The sequence below is a fragment of the Pseudomonas sp. MH9.3 genome (assembly GCF_034354675.1).
Classification (GTDB): Bacteria; Pseudomonadota; Gammaproteobacteria; order Pseudomonadales; family Pseudomonadaceae; genus Aquipseudomonas.
The window spans coordinates 4,134,417-4,149,665 of sequence record NZ_CP133785.1 but is presented as its reverse complement, the minus strand read 5'-3'; the positions used below and the strand labels follow the sequence as shown (position 1 = coordinate 4,149,665).

Genomic DNA, 15,249 nt, shown 5'->3' with positions numbered 1-15,249 from the left:
CTACAGGACCTGACGCAGAAACGCCTGGGCACGCGGGTCCCTGGGCGCGGCGAAGAATTCGGCCGGGGCCGCGTCTTCGAGCAACTTGCCGTGGTCGAAGAACAGCACCCGGTCCGCCACTTCACGGGCAAAACCCATTTCGTGGGTGACGCAGACCATGGTCATGCCTTCCAGGGCCAGGGTCTTCATCACGTCCAGCACTTCGCCGACCATTTCCGGGTCCAGCGCCGAGGTGGGCTCGTCGAACAGCATCACCTTGGGCTCCATGGCCAGGGCGCGGGCAATCGCCACCCGCTGTTGCTGCCCGCCGGAGAGGCGTGAGGGAAACTCATTGGCTTTCTGCGCAATGCCGACCTTTTCCAACAGCGCCAGGGCCTTGGCTTCGCGCTCCTTTTTACCGCGCTTGCGCACCACTTTTTGCGCCAGGCAGAGGTTTTCCAGCACGGTCATGTGGGGGAACAGGTTGAAGTGCTGGAACACCATACCGACCTCGCGGCGGTAGGCGTTCACATCGGTCTTGGGGTCGGCCAGTTGCAGGCCGTCGATGCTCACCGAGCCCGAGTCGAAGGCTTCCAGGCCGTTAAGGCAGCGCAGGAAGGTGGACTTGCCGGAACCGGACGGACCGATCACTACCAGCACCTCGCCCCTGGCCACCTGGGTGGTGACGTGATCGACCGCACGCACCACCTGCCCACGGGTATCAAAGACTTTTACCAGATCGCGGACTTCAATCACTTTGCGCGAGCCTCCGCTCAAGCCGGCTGGCCATTTTCGACAGCGGCAGGTTGATCAGCAGGTACAGGCCTGCGACGCAGAACAGGATTTCAAACGGCGAAAACGAGGTGGTGATCACCTCACGGCCGCTTTTGAGCAGTTCGGTGATGGCGATGACCGAGACCAGCGACGTGTCTTTCACCAGGCTGATAAATTGCCCGGCCAGAGGCGGCAGTACGCGCTTGAAGGCCTGCGGCAGTACCACGTGACGCATCGACTGGCTGGCACTCAGGCCGAGGGAACGCGCGGCCTCGTCCTGGCCACGGGTGATGGACTGCACGCCGGCCCGCACGATTTCCGCCACATAGGCGCCGGTGAACAACGACAGTGCGGCGATCCCGGCGAACTCCCGGGACAGGTTGAGCACCGTGCCGATGAAGAAATAGAAGATGAAGATCTGCACCAGCAGCGGCGTGCCACGCACCAGTTCGACGTAGAGCGTCGACAGGTCGCGCAAGGTGGGGTTGCTGGACAGTCGGCACAGTCCGGTCGCCAGGCCAATCGCCAACCCGAGGACCCCGGAGACCACCGACAGCCACAAGGTTGTCCACAAGCCCCACATCAGCGGGCCAAGTGCCCAATGGCGGTTCACCCCAATCACATCGCCTTCGGCCACATCATCGCCGCGCGCCACTTGCAGGCTGTTGTCTGCCACGCTCACGCGTTGCTCGGCGCCGGCGTCATTGCGCAGGGTCACTTCAGCGATGTCGCCCTTGCGCACCAGGTCGATAACGGTGGAGATGTCGGCAGCGCGCTGGGCTTCTTCGGCCTGATAGGCGAAGTACTGCGGCACGCGGTTCCAGCGCCACTCGTAGGCCATCAGCGAGGTGGCGTAATACAACGCGCCAGCCAGGCCGACCAGCACGACCACGGTCAACAGGTGCCAGGGCCATTGGGCTTTTTTCTGTTTCATTTCACTTTCCGAAAGATTTTTCGCCTGTGATGCCGTCTTCGCGAGCAAGCCCGCTCCCACCGTTGGAGTGCGTTCCAAGTGTGGCAGCGGGCTTGCTCGCGAAGGCCGCGACGCGGTGCTCAGCCAGGCTTATTCCATGTCCTTGAGCCACTCGGCGCTCTTGAACCACTTGTCATGGATGCGATCGTAGGTGCCGTCGTTGCGGATCTGGTGCAGAAAATTGTTGATGTAGTTGAGACTGTCGTAGTCGCCCTTCTTCAGGCCGAACGCCAGGGGTTCAAAGGTGAAGGGTTCGTCAAGGAACACCAGCTTGCCGTTGCCGACCTTTTTCTCGGCGACCACGTTGTACGGTGCGTCGTAGACGAACGCGTCGGCCTTGCCATTGACCACGTCCAGCACGCCTTCCTGTTCGTTGTCGTAGCCGTGGTACTTGGCTTTGGCGATCAGCTTTTTGGCGACCATCTCACCGGTGGTGCCGAGCTTGGAGGTCAGGCGGTACTTCTCGTCGTTGAGGTCTTTGTAGGACTTGATGGTGCCTTCCAGCTCCTTGCGAATCAGCAGCGTCTGGCCGACCACGATGAAGGGTTCGCTGAAGTTCAGGCGCAGGTTGCGCTCCTGGGTCAGGGTCATGCCGCTGCCGATCATGTCGAACTTGCCGGTGAGGAAGGCCGGGATGATACCGTCGTAGCCGGTGGACACCAGCTCCAGCTTGACGCCCATGGACTTGGCCATGGCCTTGAGGATATCGACTTCGAAACCGATGATTTCACCGCGCTTGTCGGTCATCTCGAACGGCATGTAGGTCGGGTCCATGCCGACCTTGAGCGTGCCGCGCTTGACCGCATCATCGATGGCGCCGGCCTGGGCCGCCGTGGCGGTTACCAGCGCAGTGACGCCGAGCATCAGCATCGACAGATACTTTTTCATCATCAAGTCCCCTGAACCATTCTTGTAAGGTCGGCGTGCAAAAAGGGCTGCACCATTTCGGGGTGCGATCCTAACTCACTCGCTGCCTGTCACAAAGGTTTCACGGGTAAATCTTGTCGGCGTCATGACCTTCACTCGACGTCCGCCATCCAGTCAGTGTCCTTGAACCACTTGTCGTGCAGGTGATCGTAGGTGCCGTCCTGGGCCACCTGATTGAGAAAGTGGTTGATCCAGTTGACGCTGTCGTAATCGCCCTTTTTGAGGCCGAACGCCAGCGGCTCAAAGGTGAAGGGCTGCTCCAGGGCCAGCAACGTGGCGTTTTCCGGACGCGCCATGGCAATCAGGTTGTAGGGCGCATCGTGAATGAACGCATCGGCCTTGCCCTCCACCACCTGCCGCACACCTTCCTCGGGGGTGACGAAACTGCTGAACCGGGGCGTGCGCAAAAAACGTCGCGCGGCAGCCTCGCCGGTGGTGCCCTGATTGACAGCGATGTGATAACCCGCCTCGTCGAGGTCTTCGATGCTGGACACCTTGCCGGCCAGGCGCGGATGCAGCAACACGGTCTGGCCCACCACGATAAAGGAGTCGCTGAAGTTGAGCGCGAGGTTGCGCTCCTGGGTGACGGTCATGCCGCTGCCGATGAGGTCGAATTTCTTCGCCATCAGCCCCGGCACCAACTCTGTATACGGCACCACGACCAGCTCCAGCTCGACACCCAGGGCTCGGCTCATGGTGCGCAGCAGGTCGATCTCGAAACCGACAATGCGTCCCTGCCTGTCCTTCATTTCGAAAGGGGTGTAAGTGGGCGTGGTGCCTACTTTGAGCACGCCACGGCGCACCGCGTCGTCCAGCGCACCAGCCGCCGACACGCCGGCGTGCGTCAATGCGACAGCGCCGATCAGCAGTGCCGAACAAAACCTTTTGATCATGAGTGCCCCGTGGCGCATTGAATGTGGGGGGCGATGCTACCCCAGCCACAGGCGCCGCAATACGTCTCGAACAAAGGTCTTTTGTTTCGAAATAACAAGGGGTTAATGCTTAAAGGAAGAAGCCGGAAACGCTGTAGGATCCGCGCTGGAAACGCCCCCGAGAAGAACCCTCGGGGCGTCTGAATCAGGCCGGTTGGGCCCGCGACACTTGTGGCTGCAGTGGCAGCAAAGGCGCGTGCGGATCAGCCTTGATCGAGGCACGCCAGGCGTCAAGCCACTCGGCATGACCTTCGCTCCATACCTGTTCATGCAGGCGAGCCAGGGCGACCGGGTCGCTGAGCAAGGCCACACGCTCGGCGTTGGTCAGGCCGGCAGGGCCGACTTTCAACGCATGGCGCACACGCTCGACGCGCAGGTACTCGATCGGCTCCGCTTCACGGTGCCGCGAGGTCGCCAGGGCACAGGCGAGGGCGTTCTGCTGCGGGTCGACCACCGAACGCACGAACCCGTCATTGAGGGCGTGCCAGCGGTTTTCGTGGGTGTACTTCTCGGTCGACAGCAGCGCCTGCGGCGGGTTGTATTCCTCTGGGATGAGGAACAGGCTCTCGTCGCGGGATTTGAGACCCAGGTTGACCCGGCTGGATATCACCGACACCGGAATCGACAGCATCAGCGACCCGACAATCGGCACCAGCCACCACAGGAAGCTTGGGTTCAACCACACCACCAGCAGTGCCCACAGGAAGCCGAGCACGGTTTGCGGACCGTGGCGCTTGACCGCTTCGCTCCAGGGTGTGGAGTCGTCGTCACGCTGCGGCGAATTCCAGGTCGCAGCCCAGCCGAGGAACGCGGCGAGCACGAAGCGGGTGTGGAAGATCATGCGCACCGGCGCCAGCAGCATGGAGAACAGCATCTCCAGCAGCATCGACAGGGTCACCTTGAACTTGCCACCGAACTCTTTCGCGCCCTTGGCCCAGATCAGGATGATGCTCAGCAGTTTAGGCAGGAACAGCAGCACGATGGTGGTGGAGAACAGCGCCACCGCCTTGTCCGGATGCCATTGCGGCCACAGCGGATACAACTGGCGCGGCGCCATGAAGTATTGCGGCTCCATCAGCGTGTTTACCGCCAGCAACGCGGTGGACAGCACCAGGAACAGGAACCACAGCGGCGCCGACAGGTAAGACATCACGCCGGTGAGGAATACCGCACGGTGCACCGGGTGCATGCCCTTGACCAGAAACAGGCGGAAGTTCATCAGGTTGCCGTGGCACCAGCGACGGTCACGCTTGAGTTCGTCGAGCAGGTTAGGCGGCAGTTCTTCGTAGCTGCCCGGCAGGTCGTAGGCAATCCACACGCCCCAACCGGCACGGCGCATCAGCGCGGCTTCAACGAAGTCGTGAGACAGAATGGAACCGGCGAACGCGCCTTTGCCCGGCAATGGCGCCAGGGCGCAATGCTCGATAAACGGCTTCATGCGGATGATCGCGTTGTGACCCCAGTAGTGGGATTCACCCAACTGCCAGAAGTGCAGGCCGGCGGTGAACAGCGGGCCATAAACACGGGTAGCGAACTGCTGCATGCGCGCATACAGGGTGTCCATGCCCGACGCACGCGGCGCGGTCTGGATAATCCCGGCATCCGGCGTGGCTTCCATCAGGCGCACCAGGCTGGTCAGGCATTCGCCGCTCATCACGCTGTCGGCGTCGAGCACCACCATGTACTTGTATTCACCGCCCCAGCGACGGCAGAAGTCGTCGAGGTTGCCGCTCTTGCGCTTGACGCGACGACGACGACGGCGATAGAAAATCTTGCCGAAACCGCCGGCTTCGCGGCACACGTCGAGCCAGGCTTGCTGTTCGGCGATGCAGATGTCGGCTTCGTTACTGTCGCTGAGCACGAAGAAGTCGAAGCGATCCAGGTCACCGGTGGCGGCCACCGATTCGAACGTGGCGCGCAAACCCGCGAATACACGCGGCACGTCTTCGTTGCAGATCGGCATCACCAGCGCAGTGCGCGCGTCTTTCGGAATAGGCTCGTCGCCGGCGCTTTTACCGGAGATCCGGTATTTGTCGTGGCCGGTCAGCAATTCGAGGAAGCCCATCAACGCGGTCCAGAAACCCGCCGACACCCAGCAGAACAGAATCCCGAACATGATCAGGATGCTGGTTTGCAGGGCGTAAGGCAGGACCTGGGTGGCGGTTTGCAGCAGGGTCTGGTTGCGGATCTCGTCGAAGTCGACCAGCGACCAGCCCTGGTACGGCATGATGCCTTTCATGTACCAGCCGGCCACGATGGTCTGGCCGAGCATCAGTACCAGCAGGATATAGCGGCGGATCGAACCCACGGTACGCCAGCGCGCGGCCGGCAATACGCGCTCGTCCTTGGGTGGCGCGGGCGGGTTGGAGCGCCCGGTGATACGGCGCCAGCCGCGCACCAGGATATTGGTGCGCCATGGCTCCGGCACGACCTTGGTGCGCCGGATCGGCGGCGTGGCCTTGAGGCACACGCGACCGCTGGCATCGAGCGCGAGCATTTCCGCGTCCTGCAGCTCTTCGGCGCTGTTGAGCGTCAGGCGCCGGCCAACCGACGCCTGGGCGGCGTCGACCGGTGCGTCGAAGGTGGCGGACGACAGGCGTTCGTGCAGCTCGCTGAAGGATGAGCAACCGGCCAGTTCGGCCCGTTGCTCAGCGGTCATCGGCAGGTGCGCCAGGTACTCGGACAACGTCTCTGGCTTGGCTTGAGAATTACTCATCGGCTGGCAACTGGTAGCTCCAGGTCTCGCTCAGGACTTGTTCGGTCTTGATCGGCTCTGGTGTGACTGGGGCGGCGTCCGGCTGCTTGGCTTCCTTGTCTTTCGCTTCCTTGGCGTCCTTTTTAGCCTGTTTTTCGTGTTGCTTGGCCAGCACTTTGTCAGCCTTGAGCACGTGACTGGTGTCCTGCTCGGGGGCAGGCGGGGCAACATCCTGCACCAGTGCGGCACGCATTTCGGTCGGTTTGCCTGCGTCCTTGATCTTCATGCGCAGGGTCAAACGCCAGCCTTTGGTGTGCTCGTTGTAGCGCACGCTGTTTTCAACCAGTTCGGCGTTGTCGCCAACGCTCACCTGGCTGCGCACCGGAGCATCGGGCGGCAGGTTCTTCAGGGACGGACCCTCGAAGTCCACCAGGTAGGCCACGGTGCCATCCGGCTGACGGATCAGGTTGGACTGCTTGACGTCGCCGGTCGAACGCAAGGTCTGCTTGACCCAGGCGCTGTCGGTCGGGTGCAGGGCTTTTTCGTCCATGGTCCAGTGCAGGCGATAGGAAACGTCCAGCGGCTCGCCGACTTTCGGCAGCTCGGCCGGGCTCCAGAACGCAACGATGTTGTCGTTGGTCTCGTCAGCGGTCGGGATCTCTACCAGGTCGACGGTGCCTTTGCCCCAGTCGCCTTCAGGCTCGATCCAGGCGCTTGGGCGCTTGTCATAGTTGTCGTCGAGGTCTTCATAGTGGCTGAAGTCGCGGCCACGTTGCAGCAGGCCGAAACCACGCGGGTTCTCGACGCCGAAGTTGCTGACCGACAAGTGTTTTGGATTGTTCAGCGGGCGCCAGATCCACTCGCCGTTGCCGGCATGGATCGACAGGCCGCTGGAATCATGCAGCTCGCGGCGGTAGTTGAGCACCTTGGACGGCTGATTGGCGCCGAACAGGAACATGCTGGTCAACGGCGCAACGCCGAGCTTGCTGACCTTGTCACGCAGGAACATCTGCGATTTGACGTCGACAATGGTGTCGCTGCCAGGGCGCAGAGTCAGGCGGTAAGCGCCGGTGGCGCGTGGCGAGTCGAGCAGCGCATAGATGACCAGTTGTTTTTCACCGGGCTTGGGGCGTTCGACCCAGAATTCGGTGAAGCGCGGGAACTCTTCGCCGGACGGCAGGGCAGTATCGATCGCCATGCCACGCGCGGACAGGCCGTAGGTCTGGCCCTTGCCGACGACGCGGAAATAGCTCGCGCCGAGCATGGTCATGATTTCGTCTTGCTTGTCGTTCTGGTTGATCGGGTACAGCACACGGAAACCGGCGTAACCCAGTTGTTCGGTGGCCTTGGGATCAAACTTGACGTCGCCGAAATCGAAGCGCGTCGGGTCGTATTTGATTTCCTGAACGCTGTCGGCGGTCACTTCGTTGATTTTCACCGGTGTATCGAAGTGCATACCCTGGTGATAGAAGGACAGCTTGAACGGGGTGTTCTGATCGGCCCATTCGGCTTTCTCGTTGCGGAAACGAATTTTCTGGTAGTCCGCAAATTTCATTTCACGGAATTCGTTCGGCAGATTGCTGCGCGGAGCTTCGTATTTCTGCCCAGCCAGCTCTTTAGCCTTGGCCGACACATCGTCCAGACTGAATGCCCACAGTTGACCCGCGCCGAACAGGCAAAACAGGGCAGAGCCCGTTACCAGTGCGTTTCGTAACCGTTTGGCAGACAATTTTGGTGCATTACAGGGACTAACAATCACGAGCAACCCTCGCCGAAAACAGATCAAAAAACCAACGGCCAGCTATCTAAATGCCAGGTTGGCGAGCATTGTTCCGACTCCCATGGGGGAAAATGATTCCCCGCTGGTGGTCAGACAAGTCTCTACCTAAGTCAAAATTGGACCAAACCACGCTGATCCCCGTAGCGCGCGATTATCTAGTAGCCCGCGAGACAACGCATCAGGGACAACAAAGTATTTATAGCGAAACCCCACGATTTTTGGCCTTGAAGTCGTTTTTAGTACATTCACGTCTGTAACAGGAAGGTCACAGGGCCATCATTGACCAAATGCACCTGCATATCGGCGCCGAAACGCCCTGAAGCCACCCTGCCATGCAATTGTTGCGCTTGTAACAACAAGTGATCAAAAAGCGCCGCGCCCAGGGCCGGCGGTGCCGCGGTGGTGAAGCTTGGCCGCAACCCGCTTTTGGTATCCGCCGCCAGGGTGAACTGCGACACCAGCAGCAAGCCGCCGTCAACGTCCTTCAACGACAGGTTCATCTTGCCCTCGTCGTCGCTGAACACCCTGTAGTTAAGCAGCTTGTGCAGCAATTTGTCGGCGCTTTGCGGCGTATCTGAAGGCTCGACCGCCACCAGCACCAGCAAACCCTGGTCAATGGCCCCTACGACTTCACCGGCCACTTCGACCCGGGCGCCACGCACCCGTTGCAGCAGCCCTTTCATGCTTCTTCTGGCGGCAGATCAAGCAGGCGCCGTGCCATCTCGCCGGTCGCGCGCACCAGAGCATCGGTGATGCCGGGCTCGGAGGCCGCATGCCCGGCTTCGCGGATCACTTGCAGCTCGCTGTTGGGCCAGGCCTGATGCAGCTCCCAGGCGTTATCCAGCGGGCAGATCATGTCGTAGCGACCGTGAATGATGACGCCAGGCAGATGGGCGATCTTGTGCATGTCGCGAATCAGCTGGTTGGGTTCCAGGAAGGAATTGTTGGTGAAGTAGTGACATTCGATACGCGCGATGGACAGCGCCCGCTGCGGCTCGGAGAACCGCTCCACATGTTGTGGGCTCGGGCACAGGCCGAGCATGCGCCCTTCCCAGCCGGACCAGGCCTTGGCCGCGTGCATCTGGGCGATCTGGTCGTTGCCGGTGAGGCGCTTGTGGTAGGCCGCAATCATGTCGTGGCGCTCGTCCGCCGGGATCGGCGCGAGGTAGTCCTGCCAGTAGTCGGGGAACAGGCGGCTGGCGCCTTCCTGGTAAAACCAGTGAATGTCCTGCGGGCGCGCCAGGAAAATGCCGCGAACGATCAGCCCATGCACGCGCTCGGGGTGGGTCTGGGCGTAGGCCAGGGACAACGTCGAGCCCCAGGAACCGCCGAACAGCACCCATTTGTCGATGCCCAGGTGCTCGCGGATGCGCTCAAGGTCGGCGACCAGGTCCCAGGTGGTATTGTTTTCCAGGCTCGCGCGGGGGGTGGAGCGCCCGCAGCCGCGCTGGTCGAAGGTGACGATGCGGTACAGGTTCGGATCGAAATAGCAGCGGCTCTGCGCATCGCAACCGGAGCCCGGGCCGCCGTGAATGAACACCACAGGCAAGCCTTCGGGGGAGCCACTTTCATCGACATACAAGGTATGGGTGTCATCGACGGCCAGATCGTGCCGGGCGTAGGGTTTGATCTGCGGGTACCAAGTCTGCATTGCGCGCTCCGTAGGGGGTCGGGTTCATCCCTGGGGGGACGTCTTTTATTTTGCCGTCTGGCACTATAAACCCGAATTGTGCAATGAGCATGTCCTTGAGCAGGCAACGCTGTGAATACCCTGCAATGTGGGGCACTTAGCGCTGCCACGGCGCAAACTGGAGCCTCTGTGGCGAGCGGGCTTGCCCCGCGTTGGGGTGCGAAGCGCCCCCTATCAAGGAAAACGCGGTGTACCTGACCCTTCGCAGAGCATGGTTTCAGGGCTGCTGCGCAGCCCAACGCGGGACAAGCCCGCTCGCCACAGGGATGTGGTTACCTGAAAGTCAACGTTAGCGGGCTTTCTCCCTTCCACAGGCGTTCTGTGTTGTGTCTATGCATAGCGCGCCTGACCCCAGGCCAGCATCTGCTCAAGCAACTGCCTGAGCACCACCCGCGTCGGTTCCGCCAGGTCAGGGCGATAGCGGAACGGTTCAACCTCTTCCATGTAGGTGCTCTGGCACAGCTCCAGTTGCACCGCGTGGATATCCTGCGCCGGGTTACCGTAATGCCGAGTGATATGGCCACCCTTGAAGCGTCCGTTGAGCACATGGGTGTACTGCGGGTGACCGGCGCAAACGGCTTCCAGCCGGCCGGCCAACGCCGGGTCGCAGGCGGCGCCGTTGAAGGTGCCGAGGTTGAAGTCGGGCAACTTGCCGTCGAACAGGTGCGGGATCACCGAGCGGATCGAATGTGCGTCGAACAGCAACGCATAGCCGAACTCGGCCTTCAGCCGCGCGAGCTCTTCCTGCAGTTGACGGTGGTAAGGGCCCCAGATCTTTTGCAGGTAGGTCACGCGCTCCTCGTCGGACGGCACCTGCCCTTCCAGGAACAACGGCACACCATCGAACAATGTCGCCGGATACAGCCCGGTGGTAGCGCCGGCGTAGAGCGGCTTGTCGTCCGACGGCCGGTTCAGATCGATGACAAACCGCGAGTACTCCGCCGAGAGGGTGCTGGCTCCCAACGCCTCGGCAAAGTCGTACAGCGTGGGGATGTGCCAGTCGGTGTCCGGCAGGCTTTGTGCCTCGGGGATCAACCCGGCCTCGACCGCAGGCGTGAGACGCAGGCCGGCGTGGGGCATGCTGATCAGCAGCGGCGTGCGGCCTTGTTTGAAGTTCAGAACCTTATCCACAGCAATGCTCCTTACACAGTGACGTCGACGCCGTGGCGCACCACGCGTTTGTCCAGGTCGCCGCCCAGCCAGTAGGCCAGGTCGGCGGGGCGATCAATCTGCCAGGCGACAAAATCGGCGACCTTGCCCACCTCCAGCGAACCATGGGTGTCGCCCATGCCCAGCGCGGTGGCCGCATGCCGGGTGGCGCCGGCCAGGGCTTCTTCCGGCGTCATGCGGAACAGGGTGCACGCCATATTCAGCATCAGGCGCACCGACAGTGCCGGCGAGGTCCCGGGGTTGAGGTCGCTGGCGATGGCGATTTTCACGCCGTGTTTGCGCAGGGCGTCCATCGGCGGCAGCTGGGTTTCGCGCAGGAAGTAGAACGCGCCCGGCAGCAATACCGCGACAGTGCCAGAGGCGGCCATGGCGATGGCGTCTTCCTCGGTCATGAACTCCAGATGATCGGCCGACAGCGCGTGGTAGCGTGCCGCCAGGCTGGAGCCGTGCAGCGACGACAATTGCTCGGCGTGCAGCTTCACCGGTAAGCCAAGCTGCCGGGCAACCTTGAACACGCGCTCCACCTGCTCGGTGGAAAACGCCAGGTACTCGCAGAACGCGTCGACCGCATCCACCAGCCCCTCTGCTGCCAGGGCCGGCAGCATCTCGTTGCAGATATGCTCGATGTAATCGTCGGCACGGTCCTTGTACTCCGGCGGCAGTGCGTGTGCGGCCAGGCACGTGGCGCGCACGCTCACCGGCAGCGCGTCACCGAGGCGACGGGCCACGCGCAGCATCTTGCGTTCGTTGGCCAGGTCCAGGCCGTAGCCGGACTTGATCTCCACCGTGGTCACGCCGTCTCTCAACAGGCTGCGCAGGCGCTTGTGGGCGCTGGCGAACAGCTCGTCTTCGCTGGCGGCACGCGTGGCGCGCACGGTGCTGGCAATGCCGCCGCCCTGAGCGGCGATCTCGGCATAGCTCACGCCCTGAAGGCGCTGCTCGAATTCGCCGCTGCGGTTGCCGCCGAACACGGTGTGGGTATGGCAGTCAATCAGCCCGGGGGTGACCCAGGCGCCTCGCAGGTCATGCACCTGAGCGTAGTCCGCCGCCGGCAACTGGCTGCGCGGGCCGATCCATTCGATCAGCGAATCGGCGGTGACCAGGGCGGCATCCTCGATGATCGAGTAGGTGCCGTCAGCCATGGTTGCGACGTGACAGTGTTGCCAAAGGGTTTTCATCCAACCTCCTCGTTACAGGCTCGGCAGCAACTGCGCCGGCACCAGCTCGTTCAGGCAGCGACCGGCAAGCAGTTCGCTGGCGGCGATGATGTCCGGAGCGAAGAAGCGGTCCTTGTCGTAGAACGCCACTTTATCGCGCAGCAAGCCTCGGGCCTGTTCAAGTACCGGCGAGGTGTTGAGGCCTTCGCGCAGGTCCAGGCCCTGGCAGGCTGCCAGCCATTCCACGGCAAGGATGCCTCGGGTGTTCTCGGCCATTTCCCACAGACGCTTGCCGGCGGCCGGGGCCATCGATACGTGATCTTCCTGGTTGGCGGAGGTGGGCAGGCTGTCGACACTGTGGGGATGAGCGAGGGCTTTGTTCTCGCTGGCCAGCGCGGCGGCTGTGACCTGAGCGATCATAAAGCCTGAGTTGACCCCGCCATTGCCCACCAGAAACGGCGGCAATTGCGACATGTGCTTGTCCATCATCAGCGAGATGCGCCGCTCGCTCAGCGCGCCGATCTCAGCCAGCGCCAGCGCCATGTTGTCGGCGGCCATCGCCACCGGCTCGGCGTGGAAGTTGCCGCCGGAGATCACATCACCTTCGGCGGCGAACACCAGCGGGTTGTCCGACACCGCGTTGGCTTCGACCGCCAGCACCTCGGCCGCCTGGCGCAACTGGGTCAGGCAGGCGCCCATCACTTGCGGCTGGCAGCGCAGGGAATAAGGGTCCTGCACCTTGTCGCAGTTCTGGTGCGACTGCGACACCTGGCTGCTGTCGCCGAGCAGCGATCGGTAAGCCGCCGCCGCATCGATCTGCCCACGCTGGCCGCGCGCAGCGTGGATTCGCGCGTCGAACGGTGAGCGCGAGCCCAGTACCGCTTCAACCGTGAGGCCACCGCAGACAAGCGCGCCGGCAAACAGGTCTTCGCCTTCGAACAGCCCGCGCAAGGCGTAGGCGGTGGACACCTGGGTGCCGTTGAGCAGCGCCAGGCCTTCCTTGGCGGCGAGGGTCAGCGGCGTGAGGCCGGCGATTTTCAGCGCGTCCACGGCCGTCAGCCATTCGCCTTTGTAGCGCGCCTTGCCCTCGCCCAGCAGCACCAGGGACATGTGCGCCAGGGGCGCGAGGTCGCCGGAGGCACCCACCGAACCCTTGAGCGGAATGTGCGGGTAGACCTCGGCGTTGATCAGCGCGATCAGCGCGTCGATCACCTGGCGACGGATCCCGGAAAACCCGCGGCTCAGGCTGTTGACCTTGAGCACCATGACCAGCCGCACCAGCGCGTCGCTGATGGGTTCGCCGACGCCGGCGGCGTGGGACAGCACCAGCGAGCGCTGCAGGTTTTCCAGGTCTTCGCTGGCGATGCGGGTCGAGGCCAGCAGGCCGAATCCGGTGTTGATGCCGTAGGCGGTGCGGTTCTCGGCGAGAATCTGTTCCACGCAGGCGACGCTGGCTTCGATCTGGTTCGATGCACTGTCATCCAGGCTGAGGGTGACCGACTGCTGGTAGACGGTGCGCAGTTGGGCAAGGCTCAGTTGGCCTGGAATCAGGTTGAGTGCAGTCACGTTCATGCTCCTTGTGAATTATTTTTTGATTTCAATGCAAATTCGGTAATGCAGTGTCGGTGAGCACCCTGGCGGCGGCTTCAATGTCCGGCGCCAGCCAGCGGTCCTGCTCATACGCGGGGACCACCTCGCGCAGCAGACGCCAGGCGCGATCGGTGCCTGCGCCGAAGCGCTGGTCCTTGAGAAACTCGAACGCCTGGGCTGCCAGCAGGTATTCGATGGCCAGAATCCGCGTCACGTTGGCCAGCAGCTGGTGCAGCTTGAGCGCGGCGTTGGTGCCCATGCTCAGGTGGTCTTCCTGCAGGCCCGAGGTGACGAAGTTGTCGAGCACCGCCGGTTGCGCCAGCTGGCGGTTCTGGCCGCACAGCGACGCGGCGACGTATTGCACGATCATCATTCCGGAGTTCACCCCGGGATTGCTCACCAGAAAGGCCGGCAGGCCGCTGACGTGCGGGTTGATCAGGCGGTCCAGGCGCCGCTCGGCCACCGCGCCGATTTCGGCCATGGCGATGGCGAGCAGGTCGGCGGCCATGGCCACGGACTGACCGTGGGGGTTGGCCTGGGACACCACGCGGTAATGGTCCGGCGTGCCAAGCAGCAGCGGGTTGTCGGTGGCGCCGTTGAGCTCGGTTTCGATCTGGCGGGTCGCGTGCTCCACCTGATCGCGCGAGGCGCCGTGGATCTGCGGGATCGAGCGCAGGCTCAGGGCGTCCTGGGTGCGGATGCCCCTGCTGCCGGCGATCACTTCACTGCCGGCGAGCAGCGCGCGCAGGTTGCTGCCGACGCGCTGCATACCGGGGTGGCGCTTGAGGGCGAGGATCTCTTCGTCAAACGCATCGAGCTGGCCGCGCTGGGCCTCGAAGCTCATGGCGCCGATCACGTCGGCCCATTGCAGCAGGTGATGCGCGTCGGCCAGGGCCAGGCAGCTCAGGCCGGTCATGCACGGCGTGCCGTTGACCAGGCACAAACCATCCTTGGCGCCGAGCATCACGGGCTGCAAATCTTCTGCTTTCAGTGCGTCCTGCGCCGGGACGATCCGGCCGCGATAGCTGACGTCGCCAATTCCCAGCAACGCCACGCCGACATGGGCCATATGGGTCAGGTAACCCACCGATCCCTGGGACGGCACTTGCGGGGTGATGCCGTGGTTGAGCAACGCCAGCAGCGCTTGCACCACCTGCCGATGCAGGCCGGAATGGCCGTGGCTGTAGTTGATGATGGCGGCGCAGATGATCGCGCGGGTCTGCTCGTCACTCAGCGCCGGGCCGACGCCGCAGGCGTGGCTCAGCAGGGTGTTGCGCGACAGCTGGCTGAGCTGTTCGCCCTCAAGCGAGACATTGCACAGCGCCCCCAGCCCGGTGTTGACGCCATAGGCGCGCTCGCCGCTGGTGACGATGCGCTGCACGATGGCCTGGGCATTGTCGATGCGCGCCCAGGCCTGGCCCGACAGTTCGAGCACGGCGCCGTGGCGGGCGACGGCGACCACGTCCTGCCAGCGCAGGGGAGCGTCGGCGATGAGGATTGTTGCTGGCTGGGGCATCTTTGTACCTTCTTCAATGTTTGTGCAGCGTTGCCGGCCCTATCGGGAGCAAGCCCCCTCCCACAG

Annotated in this window: 12 protein-coding genes; all 12 read right to left on the bottom strand. The window is 62.9% G+C overall.

The features are described from left to right. Positions 1-735: an amino acid ABC transporter ATP-binding protein gene (locus RHM60_RS18425; protein WP_209987533.1), complete on the bottom strand. Its 735-nt coding sequence runs from the start codon at positions 733-735 to the stop codon at positions 1-3. Beyond that, complete coding sequence (locus RHM60_RS18420) at positions 728-1,687, bottom strand: amino acid ABC transporter permease (protein ID WP_209987531.1); 960 nt, start codon at positions 1,685-1,687, stop codon at positions 728-730. Before RHM60_RS18420 ends, RHM60_RS18425 begins: the two co-directional genes overlap by 8 nt. A gap of 129 nt (positions 1,688-1,816) precedes the next feature. After that, positions 1,817-2,614, bottom strand: a complete 798-nt coding sequence (locus tag RHM60_RS18415) for a transporter substrate-binding domain-containing protein (protein WP_322214641.1) — start codon at positions 2,612-2,614, stop codon at positions 1,817-1,819. A gap of 131 nt (positions 2,615-2,745) precedes the next feature. Beyond that, on the bottom strand, positions 2,746-3,546 hold the full coding sequence (locus tag RHM60_RS18410) for a transporter substrate-binding domain-containing protein (protein ID WP_322212422.1): 801 nt from the start codon (positions 3,544-3,546) through the stop codon (positions 2,746-2,748). A 184-nt stretch (positions 3,547-3,730) separates the two neighbouring features. After that, a complete protein-coding gene (gene mdoH / locus RHM60_RS18405) occupies positions 3,731-6,301 on the bottom strand; it encodes a glucans biosynthesis glucosyltransferase MdoH (protein WP_209987525.1) in 2,571 nt (856 codons plus the stop codon). Next, positions 6,294-8,039, bottom strand: a complete 1,746-nt coding sequence (locus RHM60_RS18400) for a glucan biosynthesis protein G (protein ID WP_209987523.1) — start codon at positions 8,037-8,039, stop codon at positions 6,294-6,296. The genes mdoH and RHM60_RS18400 overlap by 8 nt, the downstream gene beginning before the upstream one ends. Positions 8,040-8,305: 266 nt before the next feature. Further along, on the bottom strand, positions 8,306-8,743 hold the full coding sequence (dtd, locus tag RHM60_RS18395; RefSeq protein WP_209987520.1) for a D-aminoacyl-tRNA deacylase: 438 nt from the start codon (positions 8,741-8,743) through the stop codon (positions 8,306-8,308). Continuing rightward, the gene (gene pip, locus RHM60_RS18390; protein WP_003237417.1) at positions 8,740-9,711 is read right to left on the bottom strand and encodes a prolyl aminopeptidase; all 972 of its coding nucleotides are present in this window, start codon (positions 9,709-9,711) and stop codon (positions 8,740-8,742) included. The genes dtd and pip overlap by 4 nt, the downstream gene beginning before the upstream one ends. A gap of 369 nt (positions 9,712-10,080) precedes the next feature. Beyond that, entirely contained in the window at positions 10,081-10,881 is an 801-nt protein-coding gene (gene hutG, locus RHM60_RS18385) for an N-formylglutamate deformylase (protein WP_322212421.1), read from the bottom strand. An 11-nt stretch (positions 10,882-10,892) separates the two neighbouring features. Next, positions 10,893-12,098: an imidazolonepropionase gene (gene hutI, locus RHM60_RS18380; RefSeq protein ID WP_209987514.1), complete on the bottom strand. Its 1,206-nt coding sequence runs from the start codon at positions 12,096-12,098 to the stop codon at positions 10,893-10,895. A 12-nt stretch (positions 12,099-12,110) separates the two neighbouring features. Next, the gene (gene hutH, locus RHM60_RS18375; RefSeq protein WP_322212420.1) at positions 12,111-13,649 is read right to left on the bottom strand and encodes a histidine ammonia-lyase; all 1,539 of its coding nucleotides are present in this window, start codon (positions 13,647-13,649) and stop codon (positions 12,111-12,113) included. Between the two features lie 25 nt (positions 13,650-13,674). Next, positions 13,675-15,183 (bottom strand): HAL/PAL/TAL family ammonia-lyase, encoded by a 1,509-nt coding sequence (locus RHM60_RS18370; protein WP_209987508.1) that lies wholly within the window; start codon positions 15,181-15,183, stop codon positions 13,675-13,677. Positions 15,184-15,249 lie beyond the last annotated feature (66 nt).

Coding starts and splice junctions, on each gene's coding strand:
- pip (WP_003237417.1), bottom strand. CDS start 9,711: ATGCAGACTTGGTACCCGCAGATCAAACCCTACGCCCGGCACGATCTG.
- RHM60_RS18370 (WP_209987508.1), bottom strand. CDS start 15,183: ATGCCCCAGCCAGCAACAATCCTCATCGCCGACGCTCCCCTGCGCTGG.
- RHM60_RS18415 (WP_322214641.1), bottom strand. CDS start 2,614: ATGAAAAAGTATCTGTCGATGCTGATGCTCGGCGTCACTGCGCTGGTA.
- hutI (WP_209987514.1), bottom strand. CDS start 12,098: ATGAAAACCCTTTGGCAACACTGTCACGTCGCAACCATGGCTGACGGC.
- mdoH (WP_209987525.1), bottom strand. CDS start 6,301: ATGAGTAATTCTCAAGCCAAGCCAGAGACGTTGTCCGAGTACCTGGCG.
- hutH (WP_322212420.1), bottom strand. CDS start 13,649: ATGAACGTGACTGCACTCAACCTGATTCCAGGCCAACTGAGCCTTGCC.
- dtd (WP_209987520.1), bottom strand. CDS start 8,743: ATGAAAGGGCTGCTGCAACGGGTGCGTGGCGCCCGGGTCGAAGTGGCC.
- RHM60_RS18420 (WP_209987531.1), bottom strand. CDS start 1,687: ATGAAACAGAAAAAAGCCCAATGGCCCTGGCACCTGTTGACCGTGGTC.
- RHM60_RS18410 (WP_322212422.1), bottom strand. CDS start 3,546: ATGATCAAAAGGTTTTGTTCGGCACTGCTGATCGGCGCTGTCGCATTG.